Origin of the sequence: Hymenobacter endophyticus, assembly GCF_032464715.1 — a bacterium.
GTDB classification, from domain to species: domain Bacteria; phylum Bacteroidota; class Bacteroidia; order Cytophagales; family Hymenobacteraceae; genus Hymenobacter; species Hymenobacter endophyticus.
In genome coordinates this window covers 421,377-442,679 of the sequence record NZ_JAWDJT010000002.1, presented here as the reverse complement: position 1 = coordinate 442,679, position 21,303 = coordinate 421,377, and the positions used below count along the sequence as shown (strand labels likewise).

General features: G+C 59.2%; 27 protein-coding genes. 10 read left to right on the top strand and 17 right to left on the bottom strand.

The window, feature by feature from the left end; translation table 11 throughout:
• Window positions 1-4 precede the first annotated feature (4 nt).
• Window positions 5-1,798: a DUF7017 domain-containing protein gene (locus ROI90_RS04250; protein ID WP_315997089.1), complete on the top strand. Its 1,794-nt coding sequence runs from the start codon at window positions 5-7 to the stop codon at window positions 1,796-1,798.
• 37 nt (window positions 1,799-1,835) lie between these two features.
• Here ROI90_RS04250 and ROI90_RS04245 read toward each other — a convergent pair whose 3' ends face one another.
• A complete protein-coding gene (locus ROI90_RS04245) occupies window positions 1,836-2,645 on the bottom strand; it encodes a DUF6348 family protein (protein ID WP_315997088.1) in 810 nt (269 codons plus the stop codon).
• A gap of 99 nt (window positions 2,646-2,744) precedes the next feature.
• Window positions 2,745-3,134: a hypothetical protein gene (locus ROI90_RS04240; RefSeq protein WP_315997087.1), complete on the bottom strand. Its 390-nt coding sequence runs from the start codon at window positions 3,132-3,134 to the stop codon at window positions 2,745-2,747.
• A 303-nt stretch (window positions 3,135-3,437) separates the two neighbouring features.
• Here ROI90_RS04240 and ROI90_RS04235 point away from each other — a divergent pair, with 303 nt between their 5' ends.
• The 4 genes from ROI90_RS04235 to ROI90_RS04220 all read left to right on the top strand — a co-directional run bounded on the left by ROI90_RS04235 (window position 3,438) and on the right by ROI90_RS04220 (window position 8,681).
• The gene (locus ROI90_RS04235; protein ID WP_315997086.1) at window positions 3,438-4,457 is read left to right on the top strand and encodes a hypothetical protein; all 1,020 of its coding nucleotides are present in this window, start codon (window positions 3,438-3,440) and stop codon (window positions 4,455-4,457) included.
• Window positions 4,458-4,504: 47 nt separating this feature from the next.
• Window positions 4,505-6,025 (top strand): hypothetical protein, encoded by a 1,521-nt coding sequence (locus tag ROI90_RS04230; RefSeq protein ID WP_315997085.1) that lies wholly within the window; start codon window positions 4,505-4,507, stop codon window positions 6,023-6,025.
• Complete coding sequence (locus tag ROI90_RS04225; RefSeq protein WP_315997084.1) at window positions 6,018-6,830, top strand: hypothetical protein; 813 nt, start codon at window positions 6,018-6,020, stop codon at window positions 6,828-6,830. Before ROI90_RS04230 ends, ROI90_RS04225 begins: the two co-directional genes overlap by 8 nt.
• A gap of 279 nt (window positions 6,831-7,109) precedes the next feature.
• Window positions 7,110-8,681, top strand: a complete 1,572-nt coding sequence (locus ROI90_RS04220) for a TM2 domain-containing protein (protein ID WP_315997083.1) — start codon at window positions 7,110-7,112, stop codon at window positions 8,679-8,681.
• A gap of 468 nt (window positions 8,682-9,149) precedes the next feature.
• Here ROI90_RS04220 and ROI90_RS04215 read toward each other — a convergent pair whose 3' ends face one another.
• The 10 genes from ROI90_RS04215 to ROI90_RS04170 form a co-directional block, all read right to left on the bottom strand.
• Window positions 9,150-9,470 carry a YegP family protein gene (locus ROI90_RS04215; protein ID WP_315997082.1) on the bottom strand — a complete coding sequence of 107 codons (321 nt, stop codon included), beginning with the start codon at window positions 9,468-9,470 and terminating at the stop codon, window positions 9,150-9,152.
• 24 nt (window positions 9,471-9,494) lie between these two features.
• The gene (locus tag ROI90_RS04210; protein ID WP_315997081.1) at window positions 9,495-10,178 is read right to left on the bottom strand and encodes a PD-(D/E)XK nuclease-like domain-containing protein; all 684 of its coding nucleotides are present in this window, start codon (window positions 10,176-10,178) and stop codon (window positions 9,495-9,497) included.
• Between the two features lie 38 nt (window positions 10,179-10,216).
• A complete protein-coding gene (locus ROI90_RS04205; protein ID WP_315997080.1) occupies window positions 10,217-10,462 on the bottom strand; it encodes a hypothetical protein in 246 nt (81 codons plus the stop codon).
• Between the two features lie 60 nt (window positions 10,463-10,522).
• Window positions 10,523-11,218 carry a hypothetical protein gene (locus ROI90_RS04200; protein WP_315997079.1) on the bottom strand — a complete coding sequence of 232 codons (696 nt, stop codon included), beginning with the start codon at window positions 11,216-11,218 and terminating at the stop codon, window positions 10,523-10,525.
• A gap of 62 nt (window positions 11,219-11,280) precedes the next feature.
• Window positions 11,281-11,475 carry a hypothetical protein gene (locus tag ROI90_RS04195; protein ID WP_315997078.1) on the bottom strand — a complete coding sequence of 65 codons (195 nt, stop codon included), beginning with the start codon at window positions 11,473-11,475 and terminating at the stop codon, window positions 11,281-11,283.
• 3 nt (window positions 11,476-11,478) lie between these two features.
• Complete coding sequence (locus tag ROI90_RS04190; protein WP_315997077.1) at window positions 11,479-11,793, bottom strand: DUF3846 domain-containing protein; 315 nt, start codon at window positions 11,791-11,793, stop codon at window positions 11,479-11,481.
• Window positions 11,794-11,844: 51 nt separating this feature from the next.
• Window positions 11,845-12,123 carry a hypothetical protein gene (locus tag ROI90_RS04185; RefSeq protein WP_315997076.1) on the bottom strand — a complete coding sequence of 93 codons (279 nt, stop codon included), beginning with the start codon at window positions 12,121-12,123 and terminating at the stop codon, window positions 11,845-11,847.
• Between the two features lie 2 nt (window positions 12,124-12,125).
• Window positions 12,126-12,434 (bottom strand): DUF7447 family protein, encoded by a 309-nt coding sequence (locus ROI90_RS04180; protein WP_315997075.1) that lies wholly within the window; start codon window positions 12,432-12,434, stop codon window positions 12,126-12,128.
• Between the two features lie 15 nt (window positions 12,435-12,449).
• Entirely contained in the window at window positions 12,450-12,722 is a 273-nt protein-coding gene (locus ROI90_RS04175) for a hypothetical protein (protein ID WP_315997074.1), read from the bottom strand.
• Between the two features lie 13 nt (window positions 12,723-12,735).
• Window positions 12,736-13,113, bottom strand: a complete 378-nt coding sequence (locus ROI90_RS04170) for a hypothetical protein (RefSeq protein ID WP_315997073.1) — start codon at window positions 13,111-13,113, stop codon at window positions 12,736-12,738.
• Between the two features lie 178 nt (window positions 13,114-13,291).
• Between ROI90_RS04170 and ROI90_RS04165 the strand changes: the two genes are divergently transcribed.
• The 4 genes from ROI90_RS04165 (at window position 13,292) to ROI90_RS04150 (ending at window position 15,942) form a co-directional block, all read left to right on the top strand.
• Window positions 13,292-13,681: an SLOG family protein gene (locus tag ROI90_RS04165; protein ID WP_315997072.1), complete on the top strand. Its 390-nt coding sequence runs from the start codon at window positions 13,292-13,294 to the stop codon at window positions 13,679-13,681.
• A gap of 967 nt (window positions 13,682-14,648) precedes the next feature.
• Window positions 14,649-15,140, top strand: a complete 492-nt coding sequence (locus ROI90_RS04160; protein ID WP_315997071.1) for a M15 family metallopeptidase — start codon at window positions 14,649-14,651, stop codon at window positions 15,138-15,140.
• Window positions 15,133-15,585: a hypothetical protein gene (locus ROI90_RS04155; RefSeq protein WP_315997070.1), complete on the top strand. Its 453-nt coding sequence runs from the start codon at window positions 15,133-15,135 to the stop codon at window positions 15,583-15,585. The genes ROI90_RS04160 and ROI90_RS04155 overlap by 8 nt, the downstream gene beginning before the upstream one ends.
• 57 nt (window positions 15,586-15,642) lie before the next feature.
• A complete protein-coding gene (locus ROI90_RS04150) occupies window positions 15,643-15,942 on the top strand; it encodes a hypothetical protein (RefSeq protein WP_315997069.1) in 300 nt (99 codons plus the stop codon).
• 80 nt (window positions 15,943-16,022) lie between these two features.
• On the opposite strand, the gene ROI90_RS04145 is transcribed toward ROI90_RS04150, so the two are convergent.
• The 3 genes from ROI90_RS04145 to ROI90_RS04135 are packed head-to-tail and all read right to left on the bottom strand — an operon-like array spanning window position 16,023 to window position 17,332.
• Window positions 16,023-16,592: a hypothetical protein gene (locus ROI90_RS04145; RefSeq protein ID WP_315997068.1), complete on the bottom strand. Its 570-nt coding sequence runs from the start codon at window positions 16,590-16,592 to the stop codon at window positions 16,023-16,025.
• Between the two features lie 18 nt (window positions 16,593-16,610).
• Entirely contained in the window at window positions 16,611-17,159 is a 549-nt protein-coding gene (locus ROI90_RS04140; protein ID WP_315997067.1) for a hypothetical protein, read from the bottom strand.
• 11 nt (window positions 17,160-17,170) lie between these two features.
• Window positions 17,171-17,332 (bottom strand): hypothetical protein, encoded by a 162-nt coding sequence (locus tag ROI90_RS04135; protein ID WP_315997066.1) that lies wholly within the window; start codon window positions 17,330-17,332, stop codon window positions 17,171-17,173.
• A 344-nt stretch (window positions 17,333-17,676) separates the two neighbouring features.
• On the opposite strand from ROI90_RS04135, the gene ROI90_RS04130 reads away from it, so the two are divergent.
• Window positions 17,677-19,482, top strand: coding sequence for a DEAD/DEAH box helicase (locus tag ROI90_RS04130; protein WP_315997065.1), 1,806 nt, complete (start codon window positions 17,677-17,679; stop codon window positions 19,480-19,482).
• 48 nt (window positions 19,483-19,530) lie between these two features.
• Here ROI90_RS04130 and ROI90_RS04125 read toward each other — a convergent pair whose 3' ends face one another.
• Together ROI90_RS04125 and ROI90_RS04120 are read right to left on the bottom strand one after the other, a co-directional pair.
• On the bottom strand, window positions 19,531-19,971 hold the full coding sequence (locus ROI90_RS04125) for a hypothetical protein (protein WP_315997064.1): 441 nt from the start codon (window positions 19,969-19,971) through the stop codon (window positions 19,531-19,533).
• A gap of 90 nt (window positions 19,972-20,061) precedes the next feature.
• Window positions 20,062-21,234 carry a phospholipase D-like domain-containing protein gene (locus tag ROI90_RS04120; protein ID WP_315997063.1) on the bottom strand — a complete coding sequence of 391 codons (1,173 nt, stop codon included), beginning with the start codon at window positions 21,232-21,234 and terminating at the stop codon, window positions 20,062-20,064.
• Window positions 21,235-21,303: the final 69 nt, after the last annotated feature.

The window sequence follows — 21,303 nt, the reverse complement described above, 5'->3', positions numbered from 1 at the left end:
TTGTATGTCTTCGATTCTTGACCTCTGCCGGGCAGGGCAGCTGAAAGCCGCCTTTACCCAGGCGGAAATATACCTGACGCAATACCCGGCCAGTGCAGTGGCACAGACGGAAATGCACCTGGTCATGCTGGCCTACCTGAAAAAGGCCGTGGCCGAAGCCGATGCCGCGGCGGCCAGCCGCTGCCTGCGCAAGCTGGCGAATCTGGCCCTGCCGCCGCACCCCGGCCGCGACGAGCAGCTATTCTGGGAGATGCGGGCGCTACTGGCTGCGCTCAGCAAGCGGCAGCCCGTTCCGGGTGAGGCTATCAGTGAGCTGTTGACCGCCTTGACCACCGTGCCTGTTGGAGCGCAGCCCTCGAAAGGCCGTTCGGTGCTGCTGCAGGCAGCGCTGAAGTGCAAAGAGCATCTGCCCCTCACGTGGTGGGCCTGGTGGAATCTGGAAACGCTACGGCCAGAAGATTTCGAGCAGGAGTCCTTTACCCCCAACGGGGCAAGCAAACCGGTGAACTTGCCGGCCGTGGCCGAAACGGCGTACGGTACCTACGCCGCGCAGCTCATCGACCGGCTGCAGATGGGGCGGCAGCCTGGTGCCCCGGCCTGGTTGCAGACGACAGGACAGGCAATAGCCGCGCAGACGCGGGTGAGTGTGGATGCTTTGCTGCCACGGCTGGAGCAGTTGGCGGCTGACTATCCAAAGTACAGCTGGCTGGACTACCGGCGGGCTAAGCTTTTGGCAGCCCTGGGTGAAGATTTACCGACTACGCTGGCGGTGCTACTGCCCGTAGTGCGGAGAAAAAGCAGTGAATTCTGGGCCTGGCGGCTGCTGGCAGAAACCCTGGATGCAACTGATGCGGCCACCGCCACGGCCTGCTACTACCGGGCTACGACGTGTGGAGTCGAGGAAAAATTTGTGCGGAGCCTGCGGTTGCAGCTGGCCAGTCGGCTGCAGGAAGTGCAGCCAGGAGAAGCTAGCTGGCAACTGCAGAAAGCTGAGGAAACTACGAAGGCTGAGGGGTGGCCCGTGCGGGGCGAGATGCTCAGCCTGCAGGGAAAACTGGCCCAGTACCCGCCGGTACCAGCTGCGGATGCCCGTCGCCAATGGCTGGAAACCGCCGAGGCCGCTGTATACGGGGATTTGCCGTGGCAGCCGGTAGTGCTACAGTCGGTACGGGCCGACGCGCCTGACAAACCGGGAGCGGTATACCTGCTGCCGCCCAGCGCTGCTGGATCACCCCGCGCCCTGCCGGTGCCCTTGCGCCGGTTCAAGTGGGTAGCCAAGCTGCCGGTGGGCACTCCGCTGCAGGTGCGCAGTGAGCTGGTGAATGGTAAGCCGCGGGTACTGCAGGTACAGAAACGCCCGGCGGGCCAGGCCTGGGACTCGCTGCCGGCGCAGGTGGGTGTAGTGACGGGAAGCACGGCCGACCAGGCCCGCATCTTCGTAACGGTACGCCCCGGTCTGCGGCTGTCGTTTGCGGCGGCTGATTTTGGCCTGATGGGGCTGACGGCCGGTGATGCCGTGCAGCTACGCCTGCAGGCCCGCGAAAAGGACGGCAGTACCCTGTATTCAGTTATGGTCGCCGCAAAAACCACCGAGCAGCCCGACGCTGCTATCCACCGGGAATTTGCCGGGCCGCTGCGGCTGCACGCCAAGGGCTTCGGATTTGTGGACAGCTTTTTCTTGGCGCCGCACCTGATTACCCGGCACGGCTGGCAGGATGGGGAGCAAGTAAGCGGGCGAGCGGTGCTGAGCTACAACAAGCACAAAGAGAAGGAAGAGTGGCAGGTGCTTACCACCTAAGGCGTATTTGTGCAGCGTATGGCCAAGCGGGCCGCTCCTACAGGAATGGCAGCTGAGTATCCCCGCTGCCGCAGTGGCGGAAGAGCAGGTACTGTTTCCAGCCGGCGAAGGTGCCCGGGTCGGGCCAGTGCTGGGTATCCTGGGCCAGCAGCTGCAGGCCCTCGTCCCAGGGCTCGTTGTTCCAGTGGCATTCGCCGATGAACTCGCCGTCGGGTTGGCGGCTGGCGTAGAGCTTGAGCCAGTGAAATGGCTGGGGCATGAGTTGGTCTCTCAGGTGGGGCCGCAGCAGCTCGAAGTAGTGCTGCTCATCCACGTCGTCTATGCGGGCACTCCAGCTGCCCTGCACCTGCACCAGCCCGGTGAGCGGGTGCCACTGCACCTGACCCGTTGCGTCCACGATATTTAGGGCCGGCTGATGGTGGCCGTCGAGGCCGTCCAGCACCAGGGCCAGCAGTCCCTGGCAAAAATTATTTACTCCTTTGCGGATGGCGTCGGTATCGTCGGTGCCGATACCGGCCAGGCATTCGACTATGCCGGTGGGAAAGAACTGCGGGTGGCTGAGGCGGAAGCCGAGTGTGAGCATCACGATGGCTGACCGCTCGGGGGTGGGCGCGTGGCGGGCCTGGTCGAGTACCTGCCACTCGAGCGTCAGCCCGTAGGGTTCCAAATCGAGATGGGTAGCGCCCGGCACCACCCGGACCTTACCGAACTGGGCGGGCAGCTGGAGCAGCAGCTCCTGCCGCAGCACGGACTCCGGGGGCCGGGGGCTGGCCGGCAGCGCGGCCGGGGTTGGATTCGGGGAAGGGGCGGGCAATAGGAGTCCGCGCAGCTTACGCAACCAGTTCATACCGGATACTTCAGGAGAAATAAGACACGATGCGGACCGGAGCCCGATTGGATAGCGGGCAAGGTACTGCGCTGGGCGGAAATGAATGCGTAACCGCTACTAGACCGTCGGCGGCCGTTGCCGGCGGGCAGCGGCGCGGGCGCGACGCTCGGCTATTTTCATGAAAAAGGATTCCTGCAGGGTGTCGGCGTGGTTGCGCCGCTGCCAGTCCAACAGCTCGGCCGACGTGATGCGCTGGCCGCGGGAGCTGCCGGTGCAGTCGATGTAGCGCAGGCGGCGGGGGTGGCCGACGGGCAGCTTGGTATAGGAACGAACGGTTTCGGTGTGCAGCTGCAGCAGCTTGGCCGCTTGGGGGAAGGAGAACATGACATCGGGCAGTGGCAGGCGGGACAGAATGGTGGCCACCTGGTGCGCTATTTCCTGCTGGATGGCCTGCTCGAGCTGGGCCTTTTGCTCGTCGGTGAAGGTGAGGGTGATTTCGGGTATCATGGCCGAACGGGTTTTGTGGACGAAACCAAGGAGTGCTGGAACGTTTTATAGGCGGTATGTGCAAGTTTTGTCTTCCATAAATGCAAGGGCTCACTATCTTGCGGGGCATTGGCATAGACAAGCAGTGACTATTGTTTCCGGCTGAGCTAGTAGCTCTTAAAATATACATTTTACTATATGAAGATAAAACTACCCTTTTGGAGGCGTCGTCAGCATGCTGCTAATGAAGCACTGATTGAGAACCCCAGTGTAGAGGCTGCTTCAGCCGATCCTGTGGCTGTACTGCCAGTGGCGGCCACCTCAATGACAGACCCGACTAAAACTGCTAAGGCCAGCAACGGTGCCGATGAGCAGCGGTGGATTGAGAATGACGGCCTGCTGCGGGACGAGGGGGTACTCTTCGGCATGAGCGGGGGCGACGTGGCCGCCAAGCTGGCCGTTATTGAGCACTACTTCGCCCGGCAGATCCGGGAGGCCGAGCAGGAGTGTCGGCTGGCCGAGGAACGGCTGGAAACGGCCCAGCAGTCCCTGAGTCAGCAGCAGGAACTTATGCAGGAGCGCCGACGGGAGTGGCAGGAGCTGCACACACGCCTGACGCTGGCGGCACACGACTTTCTGCGGGCTACCGTGGGCATGGTGCTCTACGGCGGCGTCATCGCCTTGGTGTACTTTCTGCTCTACGACTGGCTGAAGCCCTATTGGCCCCGGCACACCGGGCTGATTGTGGCCGGGGTATACGGCTTTGGGATGCTGAGCTTATTCCAGCGCGGCTCCTTTCTGTACGCGGGCAACCGCCCCAATGCGGGCACTGAGTCCGGGGAGGCCAGCGCTGAGACCGAAGCGGCCCGGCCCCCGGAGCAGTGGAAGGTGATGCTGGAGGAAGTGGGCGTGCCGGCCGTAACGGCTCTGCTGGCCGTAGTCTGGGGCTGGCCCGACCACACGCCCGCCCAGGGTGTGGCCATGTACCTGTTCCTGTTTTTTGCCTTCCTGTTCACGGGCAAAGGGTTTCTCAACAACATCGTGCGGGTAACGGCCAGCCTGCGGGCGGTGGGCGACAACTTCCGGCAGCGCAAATGGCGCAAGCGCCGGCTGGCGGAACTCACTAAGCTGCAGGCGGAAGATGAGCAAGTGCTGAAAGCGCGCACGGAGGCGGCCCGCGTGCTGGAAGAGAAGCGCGACCTGCTGCCCGACGCCGAGCAGCTGCGGCTGCAGTGCCTGACCAAGCAGGAGCTGTTCCGCAGCGAATACATCCTGGCCAATGAAGCCCGCGGCGTGCTGACGCTGGAGGAAGTGCTGAGCGTCCGTCCTGAGCAGGCCAACTAAGTATCCCGGGCCGGCACGGCGCCCGTATTCCCGAATTACCATTTCAGATGGCAGAGCAAGAGAACACCGCTACCATCGGTAGCGAGCACCCCCCTGTTCCGACGGGGGAAACTACGGCGGTAACCGTATTACCCGCCCACACGCCGGTCCAGAACTCGGAGCCCAACGACACCCAGTCGTACTCCTTCCGGGCCTATGACCACGGCTTTACCAACGGGCTGCTGCGCATTGAGGCCCAGGACTTCGAAACGTTTGCGGAGGAGTCGGAGAAGCTGCGCTTTATCCGTCACCAGCTGTATCTGGTGGAAACCGAAATTCAGGAGTTGCGCGATACGAAAGCCACGGTAACCAGCGAGCGGCTGCGCCTGACCCAGGCCCGGCTGGAGGCGGAGGCGCGCCAGCAGACCCTGCAGCTGCAGTTACAGCGTGCTGAGGAGAAGCGGCAGGCGAACCGGGCCAGCCAGGTAGCCATCGACGAGGCCAAGCAAGACTTAAAGCCGCCCTACGCCTGGCCCCCGGCCATCCTATATCTGCTGGCGGGCTTCGTGTTTATCATGGCCGATATTGCCGTGATGCACGAAATTGCGAAGGATGGACTGAATTTGTCGGGGACGTATGAGCCGTGGCTATTTGCTGTAGGACTCGCCTTCGTAGCTTTTCTTGTCAAACCCGCCATTGATCGGATTCTGGAAAAGCCCTATGAGAGAGAGCAGAACGTAAAGCGTAACCATACTGTACTGGTAGTATTTGCCGGGGCGGCTTTGCTGACCCTGGGCATAATGGGCTATTTCCGTAGTGAAGCTACTAGCATTAAGAATCAGAAGGAAGAACTAGAGAGTCAGCTTTTGGATGTGCAACTTCGGAAAGGAGAGGCTGAAAACGCCAGCCAAAGCACAACAGAACTAGACAAAGAGCAGAAGACAATAGAAATTGGGTTGCAGGAACTCGAAAACAAACGGGCCGACAGCACGTCGATGCGGATTAGTTTGGTGTTGGCGTCCATGCTGTTTGCCATTGCCGGGGCTGTGTGCCTGGGTATTGCTTTTCCGGCCATCAACAAGCTGCATCGCAGCCAGTTTGTACTGCGCAACCGACTACGGAAGCTGGTGCGCAGCGGCTTGCCGTTGGAGGAAGCGGTGACAGCGCTGGAAACGCAGTTGGCCGAGGAGCAGCAGAAACAGCAGCTGCTACTGTTCACCTTCCAGGAGTTGGCGGACTTACCGACCCTGACTACGCGCCTGGGGGCGCTACAAGCCCGGGATTTGGTGCTCCGGCAGGAACTGGTGCTTTGCCAGGCGGCGCGTCACCGCAGTTTGTATCGAGATGGTAAGGCCCGCGGGGAGATTTACGAGCTGCAGGGTACGCTGAGCTATTCCGTGACTGATGCCGACCGGCGCGTGGCCGAATCGCACTCGCTGGAGGGTAGCGCTGCCACTGCCTCCGCTTCGCCGGAAGAGGATGCCCGGCGCACCGGCAAGCGCCCATACGTGGTGCTGCGCCGCCTGATTTCCAAACACTACACCCGTCACCGCCAAAACGAACAGGCGGAAGCCATTGAAATTGAATAAACTACTGACATCCATCTATGGAGCCCTCTGCTGCGGTTCCCTGCTGCTGACGCCCACCCTGCTGCTGACGCCTGCGACTGCCACGGCGCAAACTGCGCCAGCCGGTAAGACGCGTATTCTGGTGCTGATTGACCGCTCAGGCAGCGTCCACTTTGACGTGGACAAGGCTTTCCAGAAAGTGGCCGAGCAAATCAGCCGCATGGCTCAGGCCGGGGACGAATTGGGGGTGGCCTACATCCACAGTCAGACAGAGGTGAATCCGCAGCGCCTAGCCCTCCGCGCAGCGCTGCCGGCGAACTACGATGAGCTGGGCGGCGCCTCGCAAAGCAGCGCACGCCTGAAGGTGAGAAAGCAGCAGATGGCGGAGCGGGCCCAGATGAAGACCACCCTGCGCAAGATGCTCACCACTGCGGCCGATAGCCGCACGCAGGAATCGTCGGATGTGTGGGGAAGCTTGGCTACCATGGATACCTTCTTCCGCAGTGCCGGCCCCAGTGACAACTGCCAAGTATTCATCGTCAGTGACCTGGTGGAATCAATGCCCGGCGCAGGGCGACGGGACTTTCACAAGCAGCACCCGGCCAACGACGCCGCGCAACTCCGGCAGATGGCGCGGGCCGACGTGTCGAAGATCCGGAGCATCTACGGGCTAGGCAGTGCCTCCCCATTGAGCAAAGTAGATCATCTTACAGTACTGTTTCCGGCCAGTGGCGTGCAGAACTCCCAGAACAATGCCATGACCCAGTACTGGACCAACGTGTTTGAATTGTTGGGCTTGCCCAGACAGAAGGTGCTGTTTCAGTAGAAATCAGCCCTTCAGAATAACTATCAAGTCGGTTCTCCTTTCTCGTGGAGTCCTGATCAGTGCTCCTGAACCTGAGCCAATCACCTACTAATTCGTCAGGCCCACTGCCGGGGCTGGTTGAGCAGGTGCAGCGTGCTTCACTGAGCCATTAGCGGGGCGGCATATCCGGGGGCTGGTAACCGGTGCCGGCGGCGAGGTGCGGCCTCAACACCCGGGTCTGCCGGATGCATTTCACGTGTACCATTCGTCTTTTACCTCATCACTTCTCTTTCTCATTCTATGCGTAACAAAACTACTGCAGCACTTTTAGCCTTTTTTCTGGGGGCCTTCGGTGGCCAATACTTCTACCTCGGCCGAGTAGGGGCTGGCATTGCCTGCCTTTTATTTTCCTGGACCCTGATCCCTTCCTTTATTGCGTTTTACCACTTCATTAAGTTCCTGACTATGTCGGAGGAGGCGTTCAACCTCCAATACAACCGGGAATATTTTGTGGGCATGATGCCCATGCAGATGCAGCCACAGGGATACGTGCCCGTGCAACCTCAAGCTTACGTGCCGATGGCTGCTCCGGCGCCGGTAACCCCGCGGGTACCGGCCGGCCCCAGCGCCGCACAGCTGTTTGGAGAGTGGCTCAATCGTAACGCCAAGGTGGTAGGCGCGGCGGTAGCTGCGTTGCTGATTGGTTGGGGTGTCTATGCTTTCTTCATCAAGAGCAATCCGCAGGCTGACGGTCAGAAAATGGCGGCCGTGTACTGCGACTGCGAAAAACAGTACCTCACCGCCCAGCAGGATACCAAGCAGAAATACGTGGATGCCCAAGACAAAAGTGCTTCCACCAAAGCTAAATTCGTGGCAGAGCTGACCACGATTGGCACCGAATACACTGCCTGCTGGCAGCGCGCCAAAGAATTAGAAAGCGAAAAGCGCAGCGCTTTTATTGGCGATGACAATGCGAAAGATGCTTTCGATGCCGCCCTCACTGCAAAGTTGGGCTTGTGGTACGCCGGCGCATCGGACAACGTGGCCCTTCTCGACAAGGCCCTGCTGGCGCAGGGCTTCTCCCGCCAAAGTCTTACGCCCGTAGCTTCCCTGTTGAAGAGCATGGCCACCTCCCGGGCAACGGCCGATGAGTTGCTGGCTGCGACTGAGTCAGGCCCCCAGGTCGAGCAAACCTCGTCGCTGGTTCAATCCAGCACCACCAACGACACTCCTGCTTTTGGCACTGACGCCGGCGAAGAAACGGTGGGCCGCACGGGCACCGTTAGCTCGGCCAAAGCGTATTTCTACAGCACTGCCGACCTCGCCGATCAGCGTAAAGCGTATTGCGTCCGCGGGGACGAACTGGTACTGGGCGAAACCGTCAATAATTTTGTGCAAGCCACGTACACTGCTCCTGCCACCGGAAAAACCGTGGTAGGATGGGTGAAAAAAGGCGACATAGTAGTGGAGTCCGTGGTGGTACGCAGTGCCCAGGCGACGGCTGAGGAAGAAGAAGCCGCTGAAAGCGCAGAGGAAGCTAACGGTGACCTGGTAGGCACCTGGAAAGGTACGCTCGGTGATAAGCCTTTCACCTTGCACATTGAACGTGTCAACGGCAATAAGCTCACCGGCTGGAACCAGGTTGACAGCAACCGCCGCCCTGTTACCGGCACCTTCACTGACATCCGCGAAGACGGCAGTGCCGTTGCCTTCGAGCTGGCACTGCGCGAGCCCGGCACCGACAAATGGGACGGCGCATTTGAGCTCACTCTCGCTTCGCCCATGAGCAACGCAGCTCCCAGCTTCTGCTCGGGCACCTGGACTTGCTACAAAAAGGCCCTGACGAAAGAAGTCACGGCCAACAAGGAGTAGGTAACCCAATATAGAGCAATGCCCTTGTGGGTGCATTCCATCTTTTGTAAGAAGCGAATTGCACCGACAGGGGCGTTGCGTTATGTTGGATTATTGGATTGACGAAACGAGGGTATAGATAGCTGACATTAGGCAGCCTTGATGCCTAGATATATATAGGTCTCTGACTCGCAGTAGCAAGATATCGAGTTATTCGGCGGCTGGCTGTACAACGGCGTCGGCGCTTGTAGTTGGCGCCACGTCTTCCATGGCTTACTGCTCTATCCGGAGTTTTTGAGCTGGCACCGAATGAAATGGCAGTCGTAATTTTTGCAGCAGTCTGCTGCCAAATTGCTCTCAGCTAGGGTTGAGTCAAATTGTGCAACAGCCTGTTGCACAATTCAAGGTGCTGATTGTCCATAGCTCACTGCAAGCAAAGCCCCGTCAGCGGTATGCTGACGGGGCTTTGCTTGTTGAACACTTCCGCTGCTAGCTCAGGTCTTCAACGTGGGCGGAAGGAGCGGCCTGCAACACTACCTGCAGGCCGTAGTCACGTGCCTGGGCGGTGGTGTACTTCTCGCTGCGGCCGATGATTTCACCGTTGGCGGCCACGTGGTTGAAGCCATACTGGCCGGCGGTGAAGAAGCACTTGAAGTGCTCGGGCCGGCAATTGGCCCGCACCGACCGGATGCCGTGCCGGCAGCTGGCTTTGGTGGTGTAGCCTTCGCCGGACTGGACGATTTCGCCGTTGTCGGCGCGCAGGCGGTACCAGTACTGGCCGCTGCTGTGGAAGATTTGGAAGGTTGCCATGGTAGAGAAGAAGTGGAATCGGGATTAGGCGGCTGCTCGCGCGGCCAGCTGGCCGCCGGGTTGGGGGAAAGCCGGCTGCCCGGCGTAGGCCCGCAACAGCCGGCGATACTTGCGGCGGCCCTGCTCCATGAGGGCGGCATCAGCGCTTACTTCCACTACCCAGAGGTCGTGGGGGGCTTTCTTCTGCACGCCGATGATGAGGAAGCGGTCGGCCTGTAGCACGTCGCAATAGAAAGCCGCCTGCCGGTCGTAGTCGTACTGCTCGATGGTGGCAAGGAACCGGGCGCGGTCGGGGCAGCTGGTGGTCTTGAAGTCGATGAGGGTGAGGCGGCGGCCGGCGCGGCTGCGCACGAGCAGGTCGGGGCGCACTTTCACCGCAATACCGGTTTCGGTGTGCACGGCCGTGTGGGTCAGTTCGGGGGTGCCCCGGTACAGCAGGTCGCGGCAGTAGCGCTGGCGGCGCACCCGGCGGGCCAGCATTTCCAGGTCAGCCCAGCGGACGCCGCGCTCGTCGGTGCGGGCGTAGGTGGCTGGCTCGAGAGTGGCGGCGTGGAAGGCGGTGCCGTAGGCCAGGGCCTGCGGGTTGAGGGCGCGCAGCTGGCCCAGCACCTGCCCTTTCAGGTCAGAGAGGTCGGTATTGCTGACGTGCGGCAGGGCCCGGTGCTGGGTCTGGGTGAGGTCGGGGTAAGACTGAAGGCTGTGAAACATGGTTAGAGGAGCTAGGAGTTAGAAGCCAGGAGTTGGAGTTAGCAGATAAAGGCTAGGCGTTGGGTTTCGCCGGCGCGGTGGAGCCAGATGTGGGCCCCGCCACAGCCGACCAGGTAGGTTGGGGGCGGAAACAGCTCGCGCACGGCCGGGGCCAGGTCGCGCAGGTCGGGCAAGGGGGCGGCGGCTTCGACGAGCCGGGCCAGCCCGGTAAGCTGGGCAGCCTCGGTTTCGTCGCGGGCGGGCTGGTGCACGACCAGCTGCGGAATTTCCAGGGCGGAATCCATAGGATGGAACAGGGTGCGGCCGGGTGGCCCCCGACCTTGGTGGGTCGGGGGCTGGTGGGCTCAGGCGGCTTGCTGGGTTTCCGATTCGAGGGTTTCGGCAGGCAGTTCCGGGGCGGGTACGGTGTAGCCGTGGCTGATGCGCAGATCAGCGGTAGCAGTGCAGGTTTCCTGACGCCAGATGGCAAAGTCGCGGGCGAAGTCGCGGCGGGCAGCTACCTCCTGCGGGTCGGCGGGCTCGTAGCTGAATTGAGCAATGTAGTAGGTGGCCTTCTTGCCGTCCTTGGTCGTCTCCTTCTTCTCGGCCTGCACCTTCACTACCACGTCGGCCAGCGTAAGGTCGTCGTAAAACAGCGGCTCAATCAACCGATAAAGGTTTTCGACGCTGTAGCCGTGAAAGAGCACGGCACAGACGGCACCCTTGTCGTCGGCGAAAAACAGTTCCGCCCAGAGCTTGCGGCCCATGTTCAGAATATCGTCCTGGAACACGCGCCAAGCCAGCGGGATGAAGCTCAGGGAGCTACCCAGCGGTGTGATGCCGCCGATATTGAACTGGCCGGCTTTGGCATCAAACCGGACCTGGCGGGGGTGGCCGGGCAGGTAGCGGAAGCGTGGCACCTGCACCACCTCGCCGGTGGCCTCGTCTACTTTGTCAACGAGGTAAGCCGGGGCGGCGGCAAGAGCCATAGCTTCGGCAACGGCAGGTGGTGTAGCAGCTTCTACAATCGGGGCTTTGGGGGTTTTGGTGGCAGTAGCCATAAGGCAGTGGGGGTTGGGGTGAGAAAAGATGGGGCCAGTCGGCGGCCGGCCCCTTCGCCGGATTAAGGTTTAGGCTGCCAGAAGGCAGCGTTTCGAATGGCGCTCTGCATAGCCAGCAAGCGGCTCAGGCTTTCGCCCTCGTGCGGATTGGAGCGGTGCGGTACCTGCAGTACCCGGGTCTGCCAGTCCCAGCGCCACCATGGGGCGGGCTGGCGGCGGACGTAGGCGCGGAAGACGGGGGCCAGCTGCTTGCTCATGGCCTAGCGGAATTGCTGGTCGTGGCACAGAATCACGCGGCCGACGATGCTGTCCTGGCCACGGGCAGCGGGCTGGTACTGGTACCACAGGTAAGTGGCCAGCAGATTGAGGTAGCAGGGCTGGCGGAGCTTGCTCTCGTCGTCAATGATGAGGATCAGCTCATCGGTGAGGCGCACCACGTCCACCGTCTGGCAGTTGAGCAGCTCGTAGAGTTCAGGCAGCTTGAAGCTGTGGCCGTTGCGGGGGCTGACCGGCTGCGGGTCGGCGCTGTGGGGGTCGAGCAGATGGGGCTGGTAAGGGGTAGTCGTTGCGGGCATGATGCTGGAGAGTAGTGGCCCGCGCCCAGGCGGCGCGGGCCGGTGAATAGCTTATTGCAGATCCCACGGGTGCGGGTGGTAGTCATCGGCCGGCAAGGGGAGCAGGCCGTAGTGGTCGGCAGGCCGTAGGCGGGGAGCATTGAAGCGGGTGGCGGCGGCCGTGGCGGCTTCCTGCGTGGCGTAGCGGCCGGGGGCGGGCTGCTGCTGGTAGTGGCCGGGGCCGCCGGGGCGGGTGCCCGGCTGGGCCACGTCGCGCACCACGGCCCAGCCGGGGCCCCCGCTCCGCAGGCAGGCCGCATACATGCGGCCTGCCTGCGGAGCGGGGGCCATGCTCACGGCTGGGGCTCCTGTGCTGCCAGCCGGGCGGCCTCGGCGTGGGCCCGCCGGCTGGTGGGGTGCGCCTGAAACTCGCCGGCAGTATCGATGCCCCGGCTGGCGGGGTTGAAGCAGCGCACGGTGTAGAGCCGGGGGCTGCGGTCATCGAACTGCTCCGAGGTGACGAAGTAGATACCGCCGGGCCCCTGATGGACTTTTTCGCTCACGCGGGAGCGGAAAAAGCGCATGCTGTCCGGGCTGAAGAAATAGCCGCCGTGGTTGTGGTTGGCGGCTTTGATAAGGGCGAGGTCGTAGATGACTGACATAATGCGGGGAGAGTATTAGCGGTAGGTGGCACGGAGCCGCTGGAGCTGCTCGCCGGCCGGACTGGCGTGAAAAGCTTCGGCGGCGGCCTTATAGGCGGCGCGGGCCTCCCGCAGGCGCACAATGGCCGCCCGGATGCGGGCGAAGCGGGCCGGCCGGCGCGGGTACTCGTCGCGCATGGCGTACAGGGCGGCACGGGCATCAAAAAGGACATTCTGGGTGCAGGCCAACTGGCGGCGAACCTCCAGCATGGACGCCGGGGCCGCCCCCGTACCGGGGGCGGCTGGCAAAAGCAGGGCCGCGCTATGCACGGCGCAGCTGCAGGCGGGTGGCACGATGACGACGGCAGCGAACCGCAAAGCCGGGCCGGCGCAGCGGAGCCCCGGCCAGCTGGCGGGCGGCGGTGCCGAGTACCTGCGCGGCGTGGGCCACGGCCACGGCGGCCAGCAGGCTGGGCACGGGCCGGGAGGCTGCAAAGGCATCCACGGCGCGGGCAATGGCCTCAAAGGGGCACGGCCCCTCCCCGAGGTGGCAGGCTGCCCCGACATGGTAGGAGGCACTGTAGCGGGTGGCGGTGTAGCCATCCGGGGCTACGTAGTGGCTGATGGTGGCAAAGTGGCAGGCGGCAGGGCCAGACCAGGCAGCAGCAACGAGCTGCGAGAACTGCAAAGCGGTGAACATGGGCTGTAGATGTTAGCCGTGCGGTGCGCTGCCGTGGCCTTTGGCGGGCGCGAGACGTCCGGGCCTCTCCCGAACTACTATTCTAATATACGAAATATTCTCACAATAGTGCATATAATGAGAATGTATATTTTCACTATTATGCATAAAAAAGTTGTGAATTTTTGTATATTTATATATGATAAATATACAAAATACTATAGCAGTAGTGGGCAGCCGGGAGCTGGAACAGCTGCCCGCACTGGTGGCCCGACTGAATGAGCTGCGGGCTGCGGGTCAGCTGGACCAGGTGGTGAGTGGCGGCGCTGCTGGCGTGGACAGCTTGGCGGCGAAATGGTGCCGCGCCCAGGGAGTGCCGCTGCTGGAACTGCGGCCGGACTACGCCGCCCACGGCCCCGCTGCCCCCCATGTGCGCAACGCCGAGATAGTGCGCCGGGCCGGCCTGGTGCTGGTGTGCTGGGATGGCCGGAGCAAGGGCACCCTGGGAGCCGCCAGGGCCGCCGCCCGCCTGGGCCGGCGCTGTGAGTGGCTGGCCGTGCAGCCCCCCGCTACCAGCCTGGGCCTGTAGCCAGGAGCGCCCGGCCGCCCCGATGGGGCCGCCGCAACACCACAAATAAATGCCTCGGCCGGGGGGCTTGGGGGACGGCCCGAGGGCCCCCGATAGACCAGCCCGAAGGGCACCTTATGAGGCGTTAGCAGCCTTTTGGGGGCTGCGGTAGCCGAGGCAATGCAGAGCGGAGCGGAGCATGCTGCGGGGGGGTGGGGGACTCCCCAGCAAACACGCGCCGCAGGCACCATATCGTGGGGAGGCGGAGGTGGGGCGACTGAGCGACGAAGGAGCGTGGAAGGCCGACCGGGGCGGGGCAGCTGGTAGCGGAAGCTGGCTGCTGTGGGGAGGGTCTTAGCGGATGTGAAGCAGCGGGCTGGAGCGTGGGGCGGCCGGCAGCTGCGGATGAATCAGCGGAAGGCGCGGCGGGGAGGCGGGCTGAACGAAGCAACCGGAGCCCTGCGGAGCATAGTGCAGGAGGAGCGCAGGCACGAAGCGACGATGGAACGGCGCGCAGCGTGGGCGCAGGGCGTACAGTGAGGCTGGCCGGGTGGGGGCTTCGGTAGCGGAGGCTGGCTGCTAGTGGGTGGGTTTTGCGGGGTGGTGAAGACAGTGGGCCGGAGCGTGGAACGAGCGGTGAGCAGGACGGCAGGCGGCGCTTTTTCTGGGGCGCGGCCTGACGGCCTGCGTGGAAGCGGCAGCCAGCAGCCGGGGCCCATTTTCCAGGGCCTGGGCTGAGGGCGTGGCACAACTTGAATCAGATGAAACGGCTGATCCGAGAGGAATGCGTGAAGGATAGGAAGGGTGGCGACGCAGGAGCCAGTGCATCAGCACCGCAGCGAAGCGGAGCCCTGGACAGCCTGACCCGGAGGGGCACGCCCATATAAGTACAATTAATGGCAAGTTAATGCAGAAGTTGGATCAGGCTGATATATAGGAAATGGTTGCACTTTTATATAATATCGTGCGATAATTAGATTCGCTCTTTATGACGACATTTTCTTCGCAGAAAGCAGCTCGGCTGGCTCCGCAGCTCAGCGCTACGCAGCAGAAAATACAAGCCGCTCGACTGGCTCAGGCGGTGCCCTGTCTGGCCGAAGCCTATGCGGAAGCGTTGGCGCGCTGGCTTGGTGACCCGGTGCTCCGGCTGGCCGGTCGGCCCATCATCACGGAGTGCTACCGGAGTCCGGAGCGCCAGGAGGAACTGTACGCGCAAGGGCGTAGCAAGCCGGGCACTATCGTGACCTACAAGCGCGGCGGGCAGTCCAATCACAACCTGCGGCCGACACCGGCGCTGGATGTAGCTTTTGTGCTGGCTGATGCGTCGGTTTCGTGGTCGGGGCTGTTGCTAAGCAAGTTTGCGCGGCTGATGAAGGCGGCGGATGCGCGGGTGATATGGGGCGGGGACTGGGTGACGTTCAAGGATAGGCCGCATTTCGAAGTGACCACCACGCAGAAAGGAGGGGTGGCGTGTGGATAGCCTGCTGGAGCACTGGGGCGTGGTTACGTCCGTAGTGGGCGGCTCGGTAGCCGTGCTGCTGTACTTCGTGAAGAACTGGCGGGCGGTGGAGGAGCTGAAGATGACGTGCCTGAAGCAGGAGCAGCAGCAGTCGGCCCTGGCGTTGAAGGTGGACGACTACCACGTTTCGGCGGTGGCGCGGGAAGCCAAGCTGCGGGAGGAAATGAAGCTGCAGGCCGAGCAGGTGCGCGTGGAGGGGCTACAGCAGCGGGCCGAGTTGCGCAAGGAAATGACGGACTTGGTGCTCAAGCTGACGGAGCGGCTGGCCAACATCGACAAGACCATGGCGCTGGTGGAGGAGCGCACGAAAGTGCTGACCGAGGCCAGCAAGGAACAGGACTCCCGGAATAAATGGGCCGACCGGATTCTGGCGCGGCTGGACCATACCAACGGGCCAATGGCCTGACGACATACCGGCCGCCGGGTAGCGGCTGTTGTTTCACTACCCCTTTACTCTTTTTTAATGATGGACAAGAAACTCACAGTGCTGGATCGGGTGACGCTGCCCACGCCCCGGTTCTTTCGGAAAGTACGCACCATTGGAGCGGCATTAGCAGCCGTAGGCGGGATACTGGTTACAGCGCCGGTGGCACTTCCGGCAGTAGTGGTAGCCATCGGCGGCTACCTCGTGCTGGCTGGGTCAGTGGCGGCGGCGGTGTCGTCAGTAGCTGTCGACCCGGATGTGGCACCGGTGCGGGCCGACGGGCGGACGGCGGCGGAGGTGCGTGACATTGTGGAGCGCGGAGACGCGGCTTCACTTTAAGGAAGACCTTGCACAAACCAGACAGCCCCGACCAAGTTTGGTCGGGGCTGTTCTACTTATCAGATGCTCGTCGGGATGAACTAATTACCGTAGGGCAACATTTTCAAAACTCTTTTATCGAGTTTTACGCCCTCCGATTTGAGCTGTTTCGCTTCCTCCACGTTCCCATCGAGGTGCTCAATGAAGCCTTTGAAATAATACGCCTGGGCCACTTTGAATACATACAGGAGAAACAGTTCATCCGTGGTCTTCAGTCCTTTCAGCCAGTTGTCCTGGGTTGTATGCACTAATTCATATGCCTTGCTTATGTGCCGTCGCACCTCATCAAACTCCGGTAGCTGCTTCATGTCGGGAAATGCGATTCGCTGTTTCCGCTGAATGATTATAGCAATGCCATTAACTCCCCGAGTAATATTGGGGAACAGGTGATTCGGGTTCCTGGCCAGGAAAGCGTTCATCAACCTGGAGCTTTCCACGTAATCAGCCAACGAGCTTCCTAGCAACTCATTGTATTTAAATAGCTCGTTATCGGTGGCTGAACCTTGTTCAATTCTACCCTTAAGCTTCATCTTTTTGAACTTATCAGCGAATGATAGGCCACCCTGAGTCAACAGCCCATTGAGGGCTCCGACGATGAGACTGTCAAGCATATATGTGCGGAATAAGGGTTATTGAAGAAAGTGAAAGGTGCCGACGAGGGTTTGAAATTTAGAATCTACATCCGTACGCGAAGCTACCTGGAGTAAATAGGCTTTCCGGTTCTTCAGAAAGAAAATTGCTTCGGCCGGCATAGTTTCCATCATATTGAAAGAGTATCGAATTGCCTTAACACCCCGGTAAGAGGTGTATTCAGCGCGGATGCCATTCGCCTGCAGGTTGCTGTAGTATTGCTTCAGCAAGCCCGTTTCAAATACTGCCGCCGCCTGGGTCGGCGACATGGACTTGTACGCTTTGTAGTTAGCTGAATTATCCTGAATAGTGATGTTGGTGATGGAGCCCTGTTCGTAGCTATCCTTGTTTGCGGCGCAGACGTAGGCCGAAACCGGTACGTTGCTCCCACTCTCTCGCACCATTTTCATGTGTACCTGATCAGGATACAACTTACAGTCGCAGGCTACCATAAACTTGTCCTTCGGAAACGTCTGAACCATCTGCGCGTTAACGCTGGTCGCTGCTCCGAACGACAGGCTGGCAGCTATAAGTAATGTTCTTAGCATGGATGGCTGTCTTAAGCTGATTTGCTCGTCATCAACCGATACCCGAAGAATACAAGCAGAGCAAAGACCAGCATGGCTCCGGCTGTTTCAGCCATATCTCGGCCAAGGTTAGGGTAGCGGAACACGGATAGTATAGCAACTACTATCAGGAGTAAGCCAAAAAGTTTTTTCATGAGTCGAACTTAGTAGAATGCATTTATAGGTGTATTAGTGGCAATAAGATAGCACTTCTTTGAACTCAGTACTGTGTAACGATAGAGGCATGTGAATGCCACCCAGTAATATGCTGTCGAATTCAGTCGCAACTCACTCTTCATGACTAAAAACAGGGCATTACTCAGGAGTTGTAATAGATTCTGACGATACGCATATGAGCAATGCCACTAATACCGCAGCCAAATGTAGTAGCCAAATGGCCCCTGTTCCGTTCACGGCTCTTCCAGAACACTCCGCTAACTTGTGGCTCGATTAGCACAGATTGCTGGATATCCTACTTTCTATCATATTGATTGATGTTATGGCTAAGATTTTCCCACCAATTGCCTTTCTGACTTCGGATGCTTGTTTTCGCCTGCGTCCCACTGCCGAGGAGTTGCGCGTCATGCAATTTCTGGAGACCAGTATCGGTGAGGAGTACGAGGTGTTCTTCAGGCCTTTCCTCAATGGATTGCGCCCGTCGTTGGTACTCTACCGGCCCGAGGCCGGAGTATTGATCTTCGACCTGTTCAACCGGACGGAATACCTGAAGAAGACCAATCCAAAGGACAAGTTCACAACTCAGAAATACGAGCTCATCAAGCTCACCGCAACTGCCAAAGATCAGCTAACGCATGATCATGCGCTGAGCAAGGCCATCAATGGGGTATGTCTGGTCGATGCTTCCACTCAGGAAGTAACCACCCAGTATAAAGATGTCAGGTACTACAGCGTCGTAGCGTATGAAGACTTCTTTCGGGGTGAAACGCTCAGCCAGCTGCTGCACTCGACCAAGATTCGTTACGATACTGCTTTTTTCATCGAGCACATCCTACAGGAAATCAGACGGTATCTGAAACCCTCACTACACCGGTTGGAAGAAGGCAAGCCATTCACTCCGAATGCCAAGCAGAAGGAATTGATAGTGAGCCAGCCAGGCCTCCAGCGCGTGAAGGGTGTCGCGGGCTCAGGCAAAACCTCTACGCTGGCTCATAAGGCAGTGAATGCCAATCTGCGTCATAAGTCGGAGGTGTTGGTTGTGTGCTTTAATATCACCATCCAGCACTACATCCGCAGTAAGATTGAGAGTGTCATGGCCAGCTTCATCCGCAGTGACTTTCACCTCACCCACTACCACGACTTCTTCAAGCACCAGGCCCTCGAATTCATGCATGTAAAACCCCAGATTGGGGCATGGGAAAATGAGGCCTACTTCGAGGGCATAACTGATCGGCTGCCGAAATACGCCACCATTATTGTTGACGAGGCCCAGGATTATCAACGCGAATGGGTGGTCATCCTGAAGAAATACTTCCTGCAGCCGGAGGGGGAATTGGCTGTGTTCTTCGATGTGAATCAGGATATCTATGAACGTAAGTCAGCAAATACATTCCCGTTGCCTGGCCGGCCGCACGAGATGATGAAATCATATCGGCTGTCGACGGGCATCTCCGAACTGTGCAACAGGTTCCTGGCCGCCTACCGGGCTGATGAAGTGGAGGATGGAGGAGCCATCGAAGTGCTGCCTGAGCAGGCCAGCTTTGGGTTCGAGGAGTTCAAGGGAGGAATAACCTATTCCTATTTTCCGGCTGATGCGGCGGCGGCTGATTTGTACGAGCACATCCGAAGCCACATCAGCACGACCGATACTAGTCCGGATGACATTGCCATTCTGAGCACTTCTATAGAAAAGCTCCGGGCCGTCGAGCATCTGTTCCGAACGAAGAAAGGAGAGAATACGACCCGAATGTTTGAGTCGGAAGAGGAGCATGCAGTCATTGCCAAGCGACACCTCCCTGAAAAGCTATTCGACTACCGGATGCAACTGCGGGATGTAAGGCGCGGGTACAAACTCCGGAAATTCGACCTGAAGACCGGGTTAATGAAGTTCTCGTCGGTGCACAGCTTCAAGGGCTGGGAGATGCACACGGTATACCTGCTGCTGGATAAGTCGGAGGAGCAGGTTCTGGAAGATTCTGGCGCCACTCAGAAGGCAAAAGCGGAGCTAAGCTGGCAACTGGTCTACACGGGGCTTTCCAGAGCCCGTCATCAGATCAATATAATAAATGTGGGGGACCGGAAATACCACGACTTTTTTGACAAGGAAATTAATGAGTCAAAAGCTTAAAACTATTTACCAACTCAGCATTCATAGGCTCTTTCTTTTTAGTGATAATTAGTCCACAATGTATGAGTCGAACTCATCCTGCCGGATAGACGGCATGTATTCACCAAAATGAAGCACCCGCTGCCCGCCGCTGGTTATTTGCAATCCAGTTTGCGGCGAGAGTTTTAAATATTCCTGCACGGCGTCTTCGTATGATTGCTTCTTGTTGAGAAAGGATTTGTATTTGGCGGGCACTTCATCTTCCCGAAACTCTTTGACGACGATTCCACCAACAACCCTTTTGCCCTTTACATGTGTCTTTAAGAACTGACCGAGTATTTCGATAGTACCTTTAATCTTAGCAAGCTTGGTAAATTTTTCGTCTCCATCTGCTGTGGGGATGATCGTATCGTTTTTCAGGTCGATGTAGCCGTATCCTGTTTTTCCATATAAATTGATTAATTCTCCATTAAGATTGGGTACAGCGAAAACTTGTTCAGAGGTGTTCAAAGGCACTTGCAAATTCTTAGAAACTAGATCATGGGATGACGTTGAAGGGGCTACGAATTGCGTTTTCGTCTCGTTTGATCTTGTCGTCGACTAGGTCTTTGGGAGTAATTCCAGTTCGTCAAGCAATTTCTGCAAGCGCTGATCCTTCTCGCTTTCTGGCAGGTTATCATACACTGCCTGAGCTGCTACAGCAGCTTTACGGGCGTTGGCTTGATCATCGAACAAGGTGGCCCGATTCAAATGATGGTAGAAAAGGTCCACAGCATCCTGCTTCGGGTGGGGTTTGATGATACCGTCGCGGGTGACGGTCAGGAGCTCTAGCCGGCAGGCTTCTGCTTCCTTGCCGCGACGAGCCTGGTAAAGAGACTGCCACTTCTCGAATAGGCCTAGTGAACTCCAGGGGCGCAACCGAATACTTTTGTCAAAGCAAGCAACGGCAAGCGAAGTCTGGCCCTGCAATTGGTATGCCTGTCCGAGAGTATTATAGATATGAGAGGTGCCATATCCTGCTTTTTCAGCTTGCTGGCAGGTGCTGATAGCCTGGTCTGTTTTATTAAGATACAGGTAACATATGGCCAGATTCTGAAACGCATAACAATCCGTAGGATTCAATGCCAGTGCTTGTTGGAAGAAAGGGATGGCCGCCGTATAGCGCATTTCCAGAGAGGCCTGGTAACCCTGCTCAAACAACTCATCGGAGGTAGGCTGAGCAGCGTTAGACGATTCAGAGTAGATAGGTAAGCGCCCAAGAGTCTGATCGGTGGCTGCATAGTCCATCAAGTATGCCTCAGTAGCGGCCTCGGGTGCTGCTACCCGAACGGGCTGTGTTTGGGGAATGAGCGTGGATATGAGCCGCTGAAACTCCTGCCCGAACTGCCTTATCAGGGCTGATTCGGTGGAGAACACGCAGTTCTCCTGATTGCGCTGCTCGGCCATGTAAGTCCAGTTGTACGACCCTGACAACAGCAGGTGCTCGTCGATGAGACAGAACTTGTGGTGTAGAGCATGAGCATCGGGGCTGAAGTATAGCACCCCACCCGCGTCAATAAACTGTTGCCAAGGCAGGCTTTCGGGGCGGTTGTTGACGTAGTCGTTGCGAATCAGCAGGCTGACCGCTACCCGTCGCTGGAGTTGGGCTATCAAAGCCGCAAACAGATCCTGATCGGTGAACCAGGCTACTGCGATTTTGATACTGTTCTGCGCCTGCTTGAGTTCGGCCAGGATAGCGGGTTTGATGGATTGAAAATGGGCGACGGATTGCATAAGGGTGGAATTGAGGGCAGATGAAGAAATTGGCATAGGGCAAACTGGAGCCCAGGGTAAATGGCAGGG

Excerpts from the sequence above, each read along its gene's own strand:
- ROI90_RS04250 (WP_315997089.1), top strand. The coding sequence starts at position 5 with ATGTCTTCGATTCTTGACCTCTGCCGGGCAGGGCAGCTGAAAGCCGCC.
- ROI90_RS04245 (WP_315997088.1), bottom strand. The coding sequence starts at position 2,645 with ATGAACTGGTTGCGTAAGCTGCGCGGACTCCTATTGCCCGCCCCTTCC.
- ROI90_RS04240 (WP_315997087.1), bottom strand. The coding sequence starts at position 3,134 with ATGATACCCGAAATCACCCTCACCTTCACCGACGAGCAAAAGGCCCAG.
- ROI90_RS04235 (WP_315997086.1), top strand. The coding sequence starts at position 3,438 with ATGACAGACCCGACTAAAACTGCTAAGGCCAGCAACGGTGCCGATGAG.
- ROI90_RS04230 (WP_315997085.1), top strand. The coding sequence starts at position 4,505 with ATGGCAGAGCAAGAGAACACCGCTACCATCGGTAGCGAGCACCCCCCT.
- ROI90_RS04220 (WP_315997083.1), top strand. The coding sequence starts at position 7,110 with ATGCGTAACAAAACTACTGCAGCACTTTTAGCCTTTTTTCTGGGGGCC.
- ROI90_RS04215 (WP_315997082.1), bottom strand. The coding sequence starts at position 9,470 with ATGGCAACCTTCCAAATCTTCCACAGCAGCGGCCAGTACTGGTACCGC.
- ROI90_RS04210 (WP_315997081.1), bottom strand. The coding sequence starts at position 10,178 with ATGTTTCACAGCCTTCAGTCTTACCCCGACCTCACCCAGACCCAGCAC.
- ROI90_RS04205 (WP_315997080.1), bottom strand. The coding sequence starts at position 10,462 with ATGGATTCCGCCCTGGAAATTCCGCAGCTGGTCGTGCACCAGCCCGCC.
- ROI90_RS04200 (WP_315997079.1), bottom strand. The coding sequence starts at position 11,218 with ATGGCTACTGCCACCAAAACCCCCAAAGCCCCGATTGTAGAAGCTGCT.
- ROI90_RS04195 (WP_315997078.1), bottom strand. The coding sequence starts at position 11,475 with ATGAGCAAGCAGCTGGCCCCCGTCTTCCGCGCCTACGTCCGCCGCCAG.
- ROI90_RS04190 (WP_315997077.1), bottom strand. The coding sequence starts at position 11,793 with ATGCCCGCAACGACTACCCCTTACCAGCCCCATCTGCTCGACCCCCAC.
- ROI90_RS04185 (WP_315997076.1), bottom strand. The coding sequence starts at position 12,123 with ATGGCCCCCGCTCCGCAGGCAGGCCGCATGTATGCGGCCTGCCTGCGG.
- ROI90_RS04180 (WP_315997075.1), bottom strand. The coding sequence starts at position 12,434 with ATGTCAGTCATCTACGACCTCGCCCTTATCAAAGCCGCCAACCACAAC.
- ROI90_RS04170 (WP_315997073.1), bottom strand. The coding sequence starts at position 13,113 with ATGTTCACCGCTTTGCAGTTCTCGCAGCTCGTTGCTGCTGCCTGGTCT.
- ROI90_RS04165 (WP_315997072.1), top strand. The coding sequence starts at position 13,292 with ATGATAAATATACAAAATACTATAGCAGTAGTGGGCAGCCGGGAGCTG.
- ROI90_RS04160 (WP_315997071.1), top strand. The coding sequence starts at position 14,649 with ATGACGACATTTTCTTCGCAGAAAGCAGCTCGGCTGGCTCCGCAGCTC.
- ROI90_RS04150 (WP_315997069.1), top strand. The coding sequence starts at position 15,643 with ATGATGGACAAGAAACTCACAGTGCTGGATCGGGTGACGCTGCCCACG.
- ROI90_RS04145 (WP_315997068.1), bottom strand. The coding sequence starts at position 16,592 with ATGCTTGACAGTCTCATCGTCGGAGCCCTCAATGGGCTGTTGACTCAG.
- ROI90_RS04140 (WP_315997067.1), bottom strand. The coding sequence starts at position 17,159 with ATGCTAAGAACATTACTTATAGCTGCCAGCCTGTCGTTCGGAGCAGCG.
- ROI90_RS04135 (WP_315997066.1), bottom strand. The coding sequence starts at position 17,332 with ATGAAAAAACTTTTTGGCTTACTCCTGATAGTAGTTGCTATACTATCC.
- ROI90_RS04130 (WP_315997065.1), top strand. The coding sequence starts at position 17,677 with ATGGCTAAGATTTTCCCACCAATTGCCTTTCTGACTTCGGATGCTTGT.
- ROI90_RS04120 (WP_315997063.1), bottom strand. The coding sequence starts at position 21,234 with ATGCAATCCGTCGCCCATTTTCAATCCATCAAACCCGCTATCCTGGCC.